The organism is Bacillus sp. BC05(2025), assembly GCF_056725905.1.
Genome location: NZ_JBWYRA010000002.1, coordinates 246,888 through 263,542 on the forward strand (window position 1 = coordinate 246,888; position 16,655 = coordinate 263,542).

General features: G+C 34.8%; 16 protein-coding genes. 7 read left to right on the plus strand and 9 right to left on the minus strand.

Translation table 11 applies throughout. The annotated features are described in order from the left end of the window. Positions 1–31 precede the first annotated feature (31 nt). The 7 genes from rluB to ACZ76X_RS07130 all read right to left on the minus strand — a co-directional run bounded on the left by rluB (position 32) and on the right by ACZ76X_RS07130 (position 5,477). Positions 32–760 carry a 23S rRNA pseudouridine(2605) synthase RluB gene (rluB, locus tag ACZ76X_RS07100; RefSeq protein ID WP_479850030.1) on the minus strand — a complete coding sequence of 243 codons (729 nt, stop codon included), beginning with the start codon at positions 758–760 and terminating at the stop codon, positions 32–34. A 289-nt stretch (positions 761–1,049) separates the two neighbouring features. Then, the gene (gene spmB, locus ACZ76X_RS07105; protein ID WP_000029511.1) at positions 1,050–1,580 is read right to left on the minus strand and encodes a spore maturation protein SpmB; all 531 of its coding nucleotides are present in this window, start codon (positions 1,578–1,580) and stop codon (positions 1,050–1,052) included. Further along, on the minus strand, positions 1,577–2,173 hold the full coding sequence (spmA, locus tag ACZ76X_RS07110; RefSeq protein ID WP_000247805.1) for a spore maturation protein SpmA: 597 nt from the start codon (positions 2,171–2,173) through the stop codon (positions 1,577–1,579). Before spmA ends, spmB begins: the two co-directional genes overlap by 4 nt. Further along, positions 2,166–3,290, minus strand: coding sequence for a D-alanyl-D-alanine carboxypeptidase DacB (dacB, locus tag ACZ76X_RS07115; RefSeq protein ID WP_479850031.1), 1,125 nt, complete (start codon positions 3,288–3,290; stop codon positions 2,166–2,168). The genes spmA and dacB overlap by 8 nt, the downstream gene beginning before the upstream one ends. A 263-nt stretch (positions 3,291–3,553) precedes the next feature. Further along, a complete protein-coding gene (locus ACZ76X_RS07120) occupies positions 3,554–4,468 on the minus strand; it encodes a superoxide dismutase (protein ID WP_098670396.1) in 915 nt (304 codons plus the stop codon). 105 nt (positions 4,469–4,573) lie between these two features. After that, a complete protein-coding gene (locus tag ACZ76X_RS07125) occupies positions 4,574–5,065 on the minus strand; it encodes a YpuI family protein (RefSeq protein ID WP_098670397.1) in 492 nt (163 codons plus the stop codon). Positions 5,066–5,087: 22 nt separating this feature from the next. Continuing rightward, the gene (locus tag ACZ76X_RS07130) at positions 5,088–5,477 is read right to left on the minus strand and encodes a hypothetical protein (protein WP_098670398.1); all 390 of its coding nucleotides are present in this window, start codon (positions 5,475–5,477) and stop codon (positions 5,088–5,090) included. A gap of 185 nt (positions 5,478–5,662) precedes the next feature. Here ACZ76X_RS07130 and mprF point away from each other — a divergent pair, with 185 nt between their 5' ends. Next, complete coding sequence (mprF, locus tag ACZ76X_RS07135) at positions 5,663–8,248, plus strand: bifunctional lysylphosphatidylglycerol flippase/synthetase MprF (RefSeq protein WP_479850032.1); 2,586 nt, start codon at positions 5,663–5,665, stop codon at positions 8,246–8,248. A 4-nt stretch (positions 8,249–8,252) separates the two neighbouring features. Here the strand turns inward: mprF and ACZ76X_RS07140 are convergent, their stop codons facing one another. Beyond that, positions 8,253–9,041, minus strand: coding sequence for a hypothetical protein (locus ACZ76X_RS07140; RefSeq protein WP_479850033.1), 789 nt, complete (start codon positions 9,039–9,041; stop codon positions 8,253–8,255). A gap of 176 nt (positions 9,042–9,217) precedes the next feature. Here ACZ76X_RS07140 and deoD point away from each other — a divergent pair, with 176 nt between their 5' ends. The 4 genes from deoD (at position 9,218) to ACZ76X_RS07160 (ending at position 12,845) form a co-directional block, all read left to right on the plus strand. After that, positions 9,218–9,925 (plus strand): purine-nucleoside phosphorylase, encoded by a 708-nt coding sequence (gene deoD, locus ACZ76X_RS07145; RefSeq protein WP_479850034.1) that lies wholly within the window; start codon positions 9,218–9,220, stop codon positions 9,923–9,925. A gap of 156 nt (positions 9,926–10,081) precedes the next feature. Beyond that, positions 10,082–11,893: a sensor histidine kinase gene (locus ACZ76X_RS07150; protein WP_479850035.1), complete on the plus strand. Its 1,812-nt coding sequence runs from the start codon at positions 10,082–10,084 to the stop codon at positions 11,891–11,893. A 107-nt stretch (positions 11,894–12,000) separates the two neighbouring features. Next, entirely contained in the window at positions 12,001–12,531 is a 531-nt protein-coding gene (locus ACZ76X_RS07155; protein WP_000806236.1) for a tyrosine-type recombinase/integrase, read from the plus strand. Between the two features lie 119 nt (positions 12,532–12,650). Further along, on the plus strand, positions 12,651–12,845 hold the full coding sequence (locus ACZ76X_RS07160) for a DUF3924 domain-containing protein (protein WP_001094861.1): 195 nt from the start codon (positions 12,651–12,653) through the stop codon (positions 12,843–12,845). A gap of 289 nt (positions 12,846–13,134) precedes the next feature. Here the strand turns inward: ACZ76X_RS07160 and ACZ76X_RS07165 are convergent, their stop codons facing one another. Further along, entirely contained in the window at positions 13,135–13,980 is an 846-nt protein-coding gene (locus ACZ76X_RS07165) for a DUF72 domain-containing protein (protein WP_479850036.1), read from the minus strand. 159 nt (positions 13,981–14,139) lie between these two features. On the opposite strand from ACZ76X_RS07165, the gene ACZ76X_RS07170 reads away from it, so the two are divergent. Continuing rightward, positions 14,140–15,411: an ATP-binding protein gene (locus ACZ76X_RS07170; RefSeq protein ID WP_479850037.1), complete on the plus strand. Its 1,272-nt coding sequence runs from the start codon at positions 14,140–14,142 to the stop codon at positions 15,409–15,411. A gap of 244 nt (positions 15,412–15,655) precedes the next feature. Then, entirely contained in the window at positions 15,656–16,633 is a 978-nt protein-coding gene (locus ACZ76X_RS07175; RefSeq protein ID WP_479850038.1) for a Gly-Xaa-Xaa repeat protein, read from the plus strand. The last annotated feature ends 22 nt before the right edge of the window (positions 16,634–16,655 follow it).

A 16,655-nucleotide genomic window follows, 5' to 3' on the forward strand; every position in this document is an offset into this window, starting at 1 on the left:
CATTCCACTGGTGAAAGTTTCACAATATCGATTAGCGAGGCTTTGTAGAAGCCAATGCACGTAATTGTTTCACCTCATGTGGTGTCAATTCTCTTGCATCACCAGGTCGCAGGCTTCCTACTTCTAAGAAAGCATAGCGTTCACGCTTTAGTTTCACTACTTTACACTCTAACGCTTCAAACATACGACGTACTTGACGGTTACGTCCTTCATGAATTGTTAATTGTACAATCGCCATTTCTTTACGCTTGTCCCAAGAAATGATTTTCACACGCGCTGGTGCTGTTTTTCCGTCTTCTAACATAACACCGCGTTCTAACATGCGAATTTTCTCACCTGTTAGTGGACCTTTTATTTTTGCAACATACGTTTTTTCAACTTTATATCTAGGGTGCATTAATACGTTTGCGAAGTCCCCATCGTTTGTCATTAATAAGACGCCAGACGTATCATAATCTAAACGTCCGATTGGGAATAAACGTTGTGTAATTTCTGGGAAAAAGTCTGTTACAACATTTCTTCCTTTATCATCTGATACACTTGAAATTACGCCAGTTGGTTTATATAGTAAAAAATAAACAGGTTCTTCTTTTTCAAGAGGGATGTTATTTACTTCTACTTTATCTTGAGGAGTTACTTTCGTTCCTAACTCCTTCACTATTTTTCCATTCACTTTCACTTTTCCTTGCTGAATTAATTCCTCAGCCTTTCTTCTCGATGCAATACCTGCTTGCGCAATCACTTTTTGTAATCGTTCCATTTCTTTTTTTCACCTCGAATTTATCTTACCTTACATTAGAAAGACTTGGCAACCGCATACGCTTGACGGCTCTTCGCTTCATCTTACTTAAACAACATAGCGATGATAATAAACATATAAAGGTCAAATCATGTTTTTACCTTTTATTATTGTCCATCTTTTTCATATTTCTCACAATAAAAGTTCATCATTTTGTCAAAAATACCGCATAAAAAAACCACTATTAAGCAACACCTTAATAGTGGTCGTATACGTATTATAAGCGAAATAGCATAAAAAATGAATAGTATTACTTAAACATTAAAGAAACAAACACAATGGAACAAATAATTCCGATCAAATCGGCAAAAAGTCCCACCTTTAATGCATCTCCCATTTTTCTAATTCCAACAGCTCCGAAGTATACTGTTAAAATATAAAAAGTCGTATCTGTACTTCCTTGCATCGTAGAAGCTAACCTTCCAATAAACGAGTCTGGCCCATATGTGGCAATTAAATCGGTCGTTATACTTAAACCAGCAGAGCCTGAAATAGGGCGTATAAGTGCTAGCGGAACAATTTCTGCTGGGACGTGAATTAAATCTAACATCGGCTTCATTACTGATATCATTGCATCCAATGCACCTGAAGCTCGAAATATAGAAATAGATACAAGCATCCCAACCATAAACGGTAAAATGGAAATCGCAATTTGAATTCCTTCTTTTCCTCCCTCAACGAATGATTCATAAGTTGGCACTTTCTTAATCGTACCATATAACAGAATAAAACCAATTACACAAGGGATTACCCATAATGATATCGTATTTACAATGCTCATTTTTTCCGCCCCTTCCTACTCCTTCTTCGGTAAAAATAGCGGTCAATCCAAATCGCTCCGATCATAGAGAGTACTTGTGCAATGAATGTTACCCCAACAATTTCAGTAGGATTCGCTGATTCATACGTCATTCGAATAGAAATAACGGTTGTAGGAATTAAAGTAATCGCCGATGTATTTAGCGCAAGAAACGTCACCATGGAACGGCTCGCCGAATCCTTTCCTCCATTTAACTCTTTCAATTGTTCCATTGCTTTAATACCAAGAGGAGTCGCTGCATTACCTAACCCAAAAAAGTTCGCCATCATATTCGATAAAATAAAACCCATTGACGGATGATCTTTCGGTATTTCTGGAAACAGCCTTTTTACTATCGGCATAAAAAGTGCCACTAACTTTTTTAACAACCCTGCTTCCTCTGCAATTTTCATTAAACCGAGCCAAAATACTAACACACTAATAAGTCCTATACAAATTGTTACTGCGTCTTTTGCCCCGTCAAATACCGCTTTATTTATTGCTTCCATCGTTCCATTTATCATGGCATAAACAATCCCTATGACTGCCATCGCTACCCATACGAGATTAACCATCGCTCCCAACACCTATCATATGAGAAAAAATTTCTTTCACATTATTCCAATACAGTCCCGTTGTAGCTACTAACTTTCGTTTACTATAAAATAAATTCCGTTCTCCAACTTTCTCATTACCAACATAAATTTCTGTCTTCCCAACCTTTACTCCATCTTTAAGTTTTGCACTTTTATCGAGTTCGACTTTTAATACGACATGCTTTCTTTCCTGCTCCGTTAACGGCACCGCAAAACTGTTTTTCGTATATACATGATTGGCATATTTCTTTTCCGTTATTTCAGCAAGCGCCCCTTGTCCTACAACGTTTGTTTGCTTGAAACGTTCAAAACCTTTATCAAATAAATTCATGTGATCGTCCCAATCGCTAGAAGCGCTCAAAGTTACGACAATTAGATCTAGTCCATCTTTTGATGCTGTTGTAACAAGCGTCCGTCCTGCTTTCTTCGTAAAACCTGTTTTTCCTCCTGTTGCAAATTCATAATACGACGTCACGAGTTTATGTTTATTTTTCCACGGATAATCCCAAGAATCTGATTTATACGTTTTTGTCCCAAAAATCTTCTTAAAGGTTTCGTTCCCCATCGCATACTTCGTTAATAGCGCCATATCATAAGCAGACGAATAATGAGATCCATCTCCATCCAAGCCATGTGGGTTTGAAAAGTGCGTATCTTTCATTCCAATTTGTTTCGCCTTTTCATTCATTAAATATACGAACCCTTCTATACTCCCTCCTACATTTTCAGCAATTACTTGTGCTGCATCATTACCAGATCTAAGCATGAGCCCATATACTAAATCCTCTAACTTCACCTTCTGTCCAGGCTTTAAATAAATTGCTGAACCTTCTACTCTCACTGCTTCATTACTAACCGATACCATTTCTTTCATTTTGCCTGATTCAGCAGCTAACAAGGCTGTCATAATTTTTGTTATACTAGCAATTTTTTGTGGCTCATGTTCTGCTTTTCCGTATAATACACGACCTGATTGTTGCTCCATTAATACAGCATTTCGAGCACTGACATTACTGTTCATCTTTGCATATGTAGGAATTGGCATAACGCTTGCATGCATAATAAGAAGCATAATTATTACACAAATTCGTCTCATATTTCCCCCCACGTCCTTTTGGCACTTTTTGTACAAGTGTATGCTTGGCCTTTTAAAATATGAACGAAATATCCCTCCCCTTCCAATAAAGTGAAACTTTATTGGAAGGGGATTGGTTCATCCCCCACTGATTATCAGCGCTCACCAATCGGGCTTTTACGGGCAGCCCGACCCCCACCTAACTTCTTTGCTTTCGCTGAATTTTGAGGTGGGGTCTTACTGCCCGTTAAATGCGGGATAAAAAAGACGCAGAGAATCTGCGTCTAATACGGTGTCCATTCAATTTGTTTCGCACTTTCAAATCTTTTTTCTACATCAGGCCAATTGACAACATTCCACCAGTTTTTAATATATTCATCTTTGCGATTTTGGTATTGTAAATAATACGCATGTTCCCACACGTCTAGTACAAGGAGCGGTATCGTATCCCATTGTGTAAATAATTGATGAAGTGTACTCTGTAAAATTTCTAACCTTCCAGATCGTGGCACCCAAACGAGAATCGCCCATCCTGATCCTTCCACTTTAGAAGCTGCTTCTGTGAAATGTTTTTGAAAGCGTAAAAAACTCCCAAAATCTTGTTCGATTTGTTGTGAAAGAGCCCCTCTTGGACTTCCGCCACCACCTTTTTTCATGTTATTCCAAAATATCGTGTGTAAGTAATGACCTGATCCATGAAAAGCCGCTTCTCTTTCCCAATGCTTAATTAGATCAAATTGATTTGTTTTTCTCGCTTCTTCCATCATCTTTTCTGCCTTATTTAATCCCTCCACATAACTGCGATGATGTTTATCATGGTGTAACATCATAATTTCTCTAGAAATATACGGTTCTAACGCATTATACGGATAAGGTAATGGTGGAAGTGTGTGTCCTCCAATGGGAACAGCTCGTTCACTTTCCCCTCTTTCATATAGTTCGTACTCCTCTTCTCCCTGTACGAACACTTCCTGCAAATGATGCTGAATATGCTCTACATCATCACTTATTTCATACATAAACTCTGCATCTGTATCATACTCATGCTCTTTCATACGGTCTAATAACGTTTGGATTTTATAAGCAAGCATATGGACATCATACACTTCCATTGCACGGCTATCTAATACGTGAAGAACACTTTCACACCAGTTTTCTACTTCATGAAAGTAATCTGTAAATACACCTTGCTGACTCATGTTACACCTCCTTAATGCTATCCCCTTAAATATATTCAAAGGAAATCCCTTATATAACTGTACAAAAGGAAAAGAAGCTAAGTCCCCTTAGCTTCTTTTCCGCCATTAATATTTGTGTAACATCTTTGTTTGATAATCCGTCTCATAATACTCTAGTTCTTCACGCATCAATTGAAATTTACCTTCTAAACTCTTCATCACTTGCTCTATAGATGCAGGTGGCGTTTGTTGAAAAACGATGGAGTTTTTCCCTGTATAAGCAGATCGACTATTTTCATACCAATAATCACTCTTTGGTGAAAAAAACTCTGCAATTACTTGATGATAAATTTTATATAGAATTTTTTCAGCTGCTGTTTTTCGAAATGGCTGGCTATTTAACAAAACAAAACATGCATCATGTCCTTCTTCACAAAAAACGAGAAGACGTCTTATTGACGCTAATAACCCTTTATAATATTGTTCATTCCCTGCTGGTGTCTCTTCTAATAAAGAAGGCAACGTATGATAATTTACATAATTGGTTATCAAATGAATAACATCTTCTAAAAACATAGAAACTTGTTCTGTTTGATTTTCAACCATTAGATTAGACATTTTTTCCCTCTCCTTTGCCATTTCACGCTATTTCTACTCTTTTATTTTTATGTAATTCAGCCAATATTTCTTGTACTTTCACCACTGTTCCCGCATCAAAATATTGTTGGAATTCTTCTATATTATTTAAATACAAACGTTTTTGCATGCGAAGTTCATTCTCTTTCAGTAAACAACATATCGCTACAATATCCCGTAAATATATGTCTTGTTCTTCTACTTTATATACCGGATTTCCTTCAAAAGGAGTAATTTCTTGTAAAACTTCTTCAAAATACCGTACATATAAAACGGAAAAGGTTCTTTCTTTATCATTTAATATATATGTCACTTCAGATCTATTAAAAAAATCTTCTGATGTATTAGGCTTTGCTTTCTCTAACTCATATCCCGCATAACCTATTATAATCATCTACTTCCCCTCTCTTCCTTCTTCAATTCATTTTAACTTAATTTTCTGACAAACGAAATACTCTTTTAAATATAACCATCATAAAAAATAGCTTCCTTATACAGGAATTTACCTTTTTATTTTTCTTGAAGTTTGTCATAATAATATTATTGTCTCAGTTTTCTTATACAAGGAGAGTTGTATTTATGTCGTTTTCATGGAAACGTTTCTTACAAATCGGGAAAATTATCTTCCCATTTGTTGTATTAACAATTGTATTCTTTCAAGCAAAAAAAGAATTAGCAGGCATTTCTTTTTTAGAAGCAATCAATACAATTAAAAACATTCCAACCGGAGGAGTCTTTTTAGCAATTACACTTGGTGCATTTGCCGTATCAACGATGTTCTTTTATGACTATGTTATGCTTCGTTATGTAAAAGCTGATATACCCGTCCAAAAGATTTTTCGCATCTCATGGATTGCTAATACTTTAAATGGGTTCATTGGATTTGGTGGTCTCGTTGGAGCTGGTGTACGTACAATGCTTTATCGTCCATACATAAAAGAAAATGGTAAACTTATTAAAAGTATCGCCTGGATGACAACTGCTTTTATTAACGGACTAGCAATTCTTTCTTTCCTCGGTCTTATTGGAATATTAGACACAAGTTTTATTTTGCATGAAAAACCGTGGCTATGGCCTGTTCTTATCTTCTTCGCCCTTTTCGTCCCTATATACATTGGCTTTTCTAAACTGAAAAATAGAAAACCAAAGCAAACCGAAGGTCAAGAAGAAGGAGAAGAAGAGAAAAATCCAACTGTTTTATACTCATTAGTTTCATTAGTTGAGTGGGTATCTGCCGGTATTGTTATGTACGTCATACTAATATTATTTGGCATTGATATCGAATTTCAAAAGTTTTTAGGTGTGTATGTAATTGCTGCTTTAGCTGGTGTTGTTAGTCTTGTACCTGGAGGACTTGGTTCATTTGATCTCGTCTTTTTAACTGGGCTCGGACAGTATGGCATCGATACAGGCGTATTACTACCTGCTATGTTATTATATCGCCTCGTCTATTACATTTTACCTTTCTGCCTTGGCCTTATTTTTGCAGCTTTTGAAATGACAGGCGTGGCCATTAAAAAGTTTGAAGATAAACCTTTTATCGCGCCTGCATTAGAAACAACTGGTGTTATATGGACTTTGCAACGTGATTTTCTAGGGAAACTAGGTTCATGGGCCTCTGCTGCTCTAACAGTATTTGCTGGACTAATGGTTATTTTATCGACCATTCTACCGACAAGTATAAACAGAGCACACGCCTTACATATTCTAGCTCCAAAACATCTTATTCAATTTTCTTTTAGCTTATCACTAACATTTGGTATTCTCCTCCTGATCCTTTCACGAGGCATATATTATGGAACAAAGCGTTCTTACTATATGACGATTATTTCCTTAATCGGAGCCGCCATCTTTAATACGCTAAAAGGGATTGATATTGAAGAAACGTTTATTTTATTAATTGTACTCGCTGTATTATATATGCTTCGTAAAAGATTTGTACGCGAGAAAATGGAAGTCTCACTTTCTGATATGGTAAAAGTTTTTATATTTTTACTTGTAACTTTATATTTATATAAAAACTTAGGTATTTTATTTGCAGGTGCAAAAGAAGCTTTTAAACCTGATTTTGTTGTTCGTAATATTACGCAAGTGAAACGAAGTGCATTAGCAGCGGCCTTTTTCGTTCCTACATTTTTACTGATTGGCTCACTCATTGCCAATCGTTATCGAAATGAATTTCCCGGGCAACCAGCTAATGATAAAAGATTGCAAAACTTTTTAGATGAACATAACGGAAATGTACTTAGTCATTTAGGATTTTTAGGAGATAAACAATTCTTCTTCAGTAGTGATGGGAAAGCGCTCCTTCTCTTCTCTATAACTGGAAAACGTCTTGTTGTGCTAGGTGATCCAATTGGGAATCCTTCCTCCTACCGTACTGTGTTACAAGAGTTTTTAGCTGAGGCTGATCGATTTGGATACATTTGCGTATTCTACCAAATCGAAAGTAAATGGATGAGTTTATATCATGATTTCGGTTACAACTTCTTTAAGCTCGGTGAAGAAGCTGTCGTTGACTTGAACACATTTACAATAACAGGAAAAAAACGTGCCGGTATGCGAGCGACTTTCAACCGTTTTGAACGAGAAGGCTATACATTCTCTATTCATCAGCCACCGTTCTCAAACGAATTATTTGAAGAGTTAAGAAAAGTTTCAGATGCGTGGCTCGGCGGAAAAAAAGAGAAAAGTTTTTCACTCGGATACTTTGATCGTGAGTATATTAGCCGAGCACCTGTCGCTACATTATCTGATGCAGATGGAAAAATCATTGCATTTACAACCTTTATGCCCGTATATCAAGACGGATCATTGTCTGTTGATTTAATGCGCTATTATCCAGATGCACCTAGCGGCATTATGGATGCAATTTTCATCCACCTATTCCAGTGGGCAAAAGAAAATGAATACCATTCCTTTAATATTGGTATGGCACCACTTTCAAATGTAGGTTTATCGACACAGTCTTTCTGGTCTGAACGAGTTGCTGCTGCTATCTTTAATAATGTTCGTTATACGTATAGTTTCAGCGGGTTACGACATTTTAAAGAAAAATATAAACCAGCATGGAGCGGTAAATATTTAGCATTTAGAAAGAATCATTCTTTACCAATTACAATGCTCTCTGTAACAAAATTAATAGGAAAAAGAAAAAACAGCTAAACAGTTAGCTGTTTTTTCTTTTTTGAACTTGTACAATAAATTCTTTTTCATATTTCTTACCATTTATATAGAAGTCTCCCCATATTTTATACGTCCCTTCTACAGGAAATGTAATGCGATATTGTAATTGCCCATCTGTATCAACAGGCATGGCGTATAAAAAGTTTTCTCTCGTGTCATCCACAATATAGAGCGCCTCCACTTCTCCTCTTTCTGAATGTAATTTCAATTTCTCACCCTTTTTCGCTTGAAATTGAAATGTTAGCGTCGCTGGTTCATCTGGATGCAATGCACCAAATAAAAGAGAAACTTCATACTCCCCTATTTTTTTTGTAAGCACACTATCGATTGGAAATTTGGCTTTTTTCTTATTTTTCTCCTCTACTTCTCTCCCAAAATCTTTCTTCGCAAATGATTTCACTGATTTGTTTTTGTCTTCATATAAAAATATTGTATATCTTTCATCTTTCTCTATTTTGGAAGAAACCTTATATGATCCATTCCCAGCAAATGTAGGTTTCATTTGCTGTACATGCTTTAATTGTCCGTCTACAACAACCGCCCGCATTTGATCATTCACACCACGAACTTCGTTATTTTTATTATTTAGTAATTGAAATGAAATATCTACTTTCTCATTTCCTTTTCCATATGACACATCCCATTTTACTTCCTGAACATCACCTACAGTCTCTGTAGTTTCCTGATACTTTTTTATGTAAAATCCACCTACTACAATAAATAGCAAAGCAACAAGTCCAATGACAAGATTTTTCAAAACATCACCTACCATTTTTATTGTCTCTATTCATACAAAACTTCTTACATATATATTCTAGATTATGATTTATGAAATCCTCCTGCTTTGCACATATTACAAATAATAAAAAGATTTTAATTGAAAGGATTCGTAGTGTATAATGCAAATGATATTGATTTCTATCAATACATTATAAGGAGGACTTTTTCATGAGTGTACATATTGAGGCAAAACAAGGCGAAATTGCTGAATCTATTCTATTACCTGGTGATCCATTACGTGCAAAATATATTGCGGAAACATTTCTAGAGGACGTTACTTGCTATAATAACGTGCGTGGGATGTTAGGTTTCACTGGAACTTATAAAGGAAAACGCGTATCTGTTCAAGGTACAGGTATGGGTGTCCCTTCTATTTCTATTTATGTAAACGAATTAATCCAAAGCTACGGAGTTAAAAATTTAATTCGCGTTGGAACTTGCGGTGCGATTCAAAAAGACGTAAAAGTACGTGACGTTATTATTGCAATGACAGCTTGTACGGATTCTAATATGAACCGTTTAACATTCCCAGGTTTTGATTTTGCACCAGCTGCAAACTTTGACCTTTTAAAGAAAGCTTACGATGCTGGAACTGAAAAAGGCTTACACGTTCGTGTTGGTAATGTTTTAACAGCAGATGTATTTTATCGTGAAAGCATGGACGTGGTAAAAAAACTTGGAGATTACGGTGTACTAGCAGTAGAAATGGAAACAACTGCTCTTTATACTTTAGCAGCGAAATACGGTGTAAATGCATTATCTGTCTTAACAGTAAGCGATCACATCTTTACTGGTGAAGAAACAACATCTGAAGAGCGTCAAACTACATTTAACGAAATGATTGAAATCGCTTTAGATGCAGCAATTCAACAATAGTACATTAAAGAACTCGTCATACGTCTGTCGAGTTCTTTTTATGTGACTTTTTATTAAAAACTACTTTGAGAAGAGACAGATTTTCTCCTCTACTTTTTTATAACGTTTGTTATAATTAAGAAATCATTTACAGTATTTCTCACAAGAGGTGACGCAGTGAAAAACAGAAGTATCGTCTTTAAACTATTTTTATTAACATCAACATTATTTACAATTATATTCCTCCTTTTTTTCTTAGGACAATCTCTATTTTTAGAGAAATTTTATATTAATAAAAAAGTAAAAAACGTCCAAACAGCTTTTGAAAAATTCGTAGCTAATTATGAAAAAAGTGATAAAGATCCTGAGGAAATTAGAAAACTAAAACAAGAATTTCATGATAAAACAAATGCTGATATGCAATTTTTAAATTCTGAGGGCATTATTAAAAGTGATAACAATTACTACATTGATGTCATTAATCCTAAAGATAATGAAACATATTTCATTCCACTCAATAATCTTTTAACGCCCGAAGAATATAAGAAATTTGAAAACTTAGGATTGAAAAAAGATGGCATGATAAACGTCGTCGGTTTGCTACGAGGGAAAACAATAACCCCACTAGAATTGACAACAAATTATAATCGATGGCAAAACGAACGTTTCAATTCAGATTTTCAATCCATTAATGGCAATTCTACTAAAAATAGACTTACAAGCCGATCCAAAACTGTGACTCAAATTGAGTTTACTGGTATTGTATCTAAATTACAGCTTCCGTCAAAAGCCGAGGTTCGCCTTGCAAATGATTTTGAAACATTACAAGCCGTTCAATATTTTGCAGACATTATTAGAAATGGCACTGCTAACCCGCACCAATTGAACACTTATATAATAGATGGTGGAGAGAATATAAAAAATAGCATCTTTGTAAAACCTATTGTGGAAAATGGAAAAATTACAGAATACGCTTTTGCGATAGCATCTTTACAACCTGTTAATGAAGCGATGCTCGTTTTAAAGGATTATTATGTCTATGCCTTAATCATCGTATTTCTCGTAATTATTTTATTATCCTTCTACTACTCAAAAATCATTGTGAAGCCATTAATTAAAATGAATCGCGTTACAAAGAAAATGGCCAATTTTGATTTTAGCGAGAAGTTACCTGTAACAGCAGACGATGAGATTGGCGGGCTTTCCGGTAGTATTAATACGTTATCTGTAAACTTAAAAGACCGAATCGATCGATTAAATGTTGCCAATACAAAATTACAACAAGATATTGAACGTGAACGTCAATTAGAGAAAACGCGAAAAGAATTCATTTCTGGTGTATCGCACGAATTAAAAACACCACTTAGTGTAATTAGAAGTTTCGCAGAAGGAATTAAAGATGGCGTTAGTAAAGATACGACGTATTACACAGATGTTATTTTAGAAGAAACCGAAAACATGAACAGACTTATTGTTGAAATGTTAGAATTAGCAAAATTAGAGTCAGGTACGTACAAACTAGATATGACGACATTCTCGATCGGTGAATTAATTCAACAAGTCTATACAAAGTTATTATTTAGCATGGAAGAAAAGCATTTACAAGTGAACATAGATGGAGACTCTTCTATATTTGTTCAAGCGAACCGTAGTCGTATTGAGCAAGTCGTTGTGAACTTACTTAGCAATGCAATTCGCTATACGCCAGATGGAGAAAAAATACAAGTTTCTGTTATAGAAATGGAAGATACAATAAAAGTACAAATCGAAAACACAGGAAACCCTATCCCAGAAGAAAGCCTTGAAAAAATTTGGGATCGTTTCTACCGTTTAGATGCATCTCGTAGCCGTCATACTGGTGGTACTGGTCTCGGATTATCTATTGTAAAAAACATCTTAAACCTCCACCATGCCGAGTACGGTGTATATAACACAACGAATAGTGTTGTATTCTACTTTAATTTACAAAAAGTAAAAGAAGTCAAATAATTTGTCTTAATTTCACTAGGAGTTCACATGAAATTCACACTCTCCCTTTATAGTAAGAAACAAGTTAATCCTTTCCTTTACACATATAAAAGAGGAGAGTGCGTGAAATGAAACAAGCAGGACAACCAATTCAAAATGAAAAACAATTAGAAACTATCAAAAATATACTTTTACAATCTTCGAAACGTGATGGCTTATTATTCGTATTAGCTGTGAATTCTGGCTTAAAAGTAAGTGAAATCTTACAATTAAAAGTTAGTGATGTAATCGATGAAAATGAAAATGTTCGCCATTCCATTTTATTTTACAATGAAAAAGTAAAGAAACATAAATGGTTTGCTGTAAATGAGGACTTACAGCACGCGATCGAAGACTACATGAAAGAACGTAAAACTTGGAAACGTAATGAACCATTATTAAAGTCTCAAAAAGGAACAAAATCTATTACGAGACAACATGCATGGTACATTTTAAACAAAGCTGCAAAAGAAGTTGGATTAGAAGGGATTAGCTCACATACACTTCGAAAAACTTGGGGATATTGTGCATACAAATCAGGTGTTGATATCGCATTTTTACAACACTTCTTTGATCATAGTACTCCATCAAAAACTTTAAAGTATATCGGTATTGCTTAATAGCTCTTATACATAAAAAAGGTTACCATTTATAAATGGTAACCTTTTTTATGTTTCACATTCTCTTTCCTTGTCTCTCCTATATTGTAGTGGTACTCTAATAGTAAGGGGGAGAAATTATGAACACATTAACAATTGAATTACCGAAAGAAACGGCTGAAAAACTTGATTTATTAAAACAAGCTTATGAAAAGAAAACAGGTGCTTCCATTTCTGAGAGCACTCTTGTTCAAACACTTATCTCAAAAGAATTTATCCAAGCGATAACTCCTTTTGATTTACAACAATTCGTCACTGGAAAAGAACAGCATTAATTGCTGTTCTTTTTTGATACGTTATCAGTTGTCTACTAAATTTCCTAAAAAACTTCTTTACGTCAGCCACACTTTTTTTAGAAATCTACCCACTTTTAATCTCTCATAAAAAGTTTTTTATTTATTTTTCGGAAAACCATTGACAATGATAATGATAACCATTATCATTTATTACGAAGCCAACAATTGATGAATCAACCAAACGCTCAGTAACATTGTTACCCCTCTTTTTCATATAGAAAGGCACTGTACATTCCCCCTGTTTGTACAGTGCCTTTCTTGTTTATTATCATTCAAACAAATTTAATTGTTCGGGTTTCGGCTCACCATATGTAATGTTCATCATTTTCATAAGCTGTTTCGCATTATCCGCTGCATCTCCGCCCGAATTATTGTTAAATAGTACATATATGTCCTTTGCCTTCTTTTTTAATTGCTCTAGTCTTTCTACCCATTCTTCTAACTCTTTATTGTTGTAGCGATATAAACAACGAACCGCCCTCCAATTTTCTCCTTTATCAAGCCACCCATGAACATTTCGGCCATGAAAACGTATTAACACCATCTCTGCATTTGTTACTTCTAATACGAGCGGTACCGAACCTATCCCGGCCTGTGGCTCATCACAAATAGTATGAATCCATTTCTCTTGTTCCAAAAACTGTAGCGTCTTATCTCTCATTTCCGGATAAAACCATGTTTGATTCCGAAATTCTATAGCACATGGCAAACCTTCCATTTTTTCTTTCGTATATCGAAGAAAATCTACATTTTTCTTTTTACAATCAAACCATGGTGGATATTGAAATAAAATCGTTTTTAATTTACCAGCTTCTATTAAAGGAAGAATGGATTGTTTATATACATCAAACATTTCGTCTAACGTAGAAAAAGGAATTTCACCTTTCATATGCCCCGTCATCCCTTGATATGCTTTTACGATAAAAGAAAAATCTTTCGGTGTCTCCATTACCCATTTTGTATAGTTTCGTGCAGGTTGCATCGCATAAAATGAACTATCCACTTCTACAATAGGAAAATGCTCACCATATGTTCGTAATTTATTTCTACTTTCATAGGGATCTATATATAAAGAATCATGATCTCCCCATCCTGTCACTCCAATGAAAAGCAAATATATCCCTCCCTTTTTCACTTCACCTTCTATTCATTCTACTCACTTCTTGAACACTTCGACTAATCAATTTCATTAAGTAGCTCTTCTTTCAGAGTATCCGTATAAAAATATGATATACTAGATGGAAGAATTTTTAAATTGAGGGGTTATTTATTTATGCTTCCAAACGATGATATTGTATCTCATGAAAAACGAATAGAAGAACTAGAAAATAAAGTACGTTTTTATGAAGAACTTGTGAATCAATTACCACATCATTTCACATACAAAAATCCACATATTGGTTTACAAATAAAGAAAACGAGAACGACTCATTCCATTCAAGACATACGAAAAGAAAATAAAGAGGCTGATTTTCAGCTTACTTGCGATTCATTATTTTTATTTGAACAACTTGAAACATACTTTATTCATATTTTTGATGCTTTTTCACATCATGTAACCTTTGTTGATAATAAAGGAAATATAACTTTATGTAATCAAATTGCCGCAGATGATTTTGGTGTAGTACGAAATGATATAATCGGAAAGCCAATTCAACAACTACTAAAATTGCCAGAAGAGAAAATTAAAGCTCTTGAAACATTAAGAACTGGCACAGAAATATATAATGAAGAAGTTTTAGACAAAAACTATGGCATTTTAAACAACCGAATTATTCGTGATTATAACGGAGAGATTTTTAGAGTTATTAGCGTCTTTCATTATTTAAACTCAGAACGTGATGCAGAAAAATTTTCGTTAGCAGGGCGAATCGCAGCTGGTATTGCACATGAAGTACGTAATCCTCTTACAACCGTACGAGGTTATTTACAATTTTTACAAGAAAGTGTTTCTCCATCTAATAAAGAACTATTTAAAAACTTACTCATTCCTGAATTAGATCGCGCAAATAGTATTATTACAAAATTTTTATCTATTTCAAAAACACGTGAATTTACAAGAGAACCCTTTCCCATTAATACATTCTTACGTGAGTATATTCAACAGTTACTAGCTAGTGAAGTCTTTTTACATAACATTTCAATTGATTATAATTTTTCTACCGAATTAGATGATGTATTAGTCCATATCGATCGTCACGAACTTGTGCAAGTTTTTTTAAACCTATTTCAAAACGCTGTCGATGCGCAAGGTGAAAAAAAACTTTCTATCCAAATCACTAGTTATCGCCTAGATAACTTTGCTCGTATTACTTTCGCTGATAATGGGATTGGTATTCCTCCAGCCATTCAAGAATATATCTTTGATCCGTTCTTCTCAACAAAAGATTCAGGTACAGGGCTGGGCTTGTCAGTAACGAAGAAAATCATCCAAAATCATAACGGTACATTAAAAATGACTAGTAATGAAGATGGTACAACTTTCACTATTTCAATTCCAATCTTACCTAAAACAGCCCTTGAAAAATTAAATCAATATAAATAAAGGATCAACCCACGAACTGCATGCCAATTGTTCAGCACTCTCAACAATTGGCATGCAGTTTTTTATGTTGCACTTTTCTTCTTTACATTATACAAAACCTTCCCTATACCTTACTTATCTTTTGCTAGTTAGGTCAATTTCTTATTTTTTTAGAAATAGTAGTTTGTCCATCACAAATTTAGTATAAATTTCATTTTAATATATAGTAATGACTATTGATTCTATGAAAGAAAGGAATGAACAGATGAACAATAAAAATAAAGGAAAAGTATTTTATGGTAATGATTGTTGCGAAGTCAGAGCTTGTAGTCATATTAACATTTCTAAGTCCGAACTTACAGAATTCGTTAGATTTCTTCAAGCTCTTGGTCAAGCTATTCAAGCTGTCTTTCAAAACCCTTCTCAAAATAATATCGATAACTTAATCGCTGCCTTAAATAACCTACAAAAATTTCTTAATTGCTTAGATTTATCTCCAGCACAAAAACAAATTGGAAATTCTATTATTGCTAATCTATTAACTATTTTAAGAACAACACCTTTCTCATGCGGAGCATTGTACGTTGAGCTACAAAGCCTGCTTAATTATTTATTGTATATCGCTAAGTTATTCAAAGTAGATTGTTGTACGATTGACAAATTAGTTAAACTCATTACAGAGATCCAAACTATCCTAGTTCAATACGGATCAGGTTGCCTTGGAGGCGGAGGAGCAACAGGTGCTACTGGTGCTCAAGGACCGGCGGGCGCAACAGGTGCTACTGGTGCTCAAGGACCAGCGGGCGCAACAGGTGCTACTGGTGCTCAAGGACCAGCGGGTACTCCAATTCCTGTAACTATCGCTGCAATTGGAAACTCAAATCCACAAACTATATCTCCTGGAACAAACCTCCAATTTAATCAAGTTTTTGAATTAACTAACATCTCTTTCAACGATACTTCAGATACTCTAACAATTTTAGAAACAGGCGTATATGATATTAGTTTCTCAGCGTCTACAACTTTCCCAGGATCTTCACCATTTGGATTCGGTATTTCATTCAATGGTCAACCACCTACTCGTAATTTCTCAACTATTGTTATCGGTAGTGCTGTTTCGTTCTCTACAATCGTTACTTTACAAGCCGGTACAACGATTGCTATACAGCCTACGGCAAACACTATTTCTATTCCTAACACAGGTGATACAACTGCAACACTATCTATATTCCGAATTTACTAATCTTCACTCAATAAGTATATTT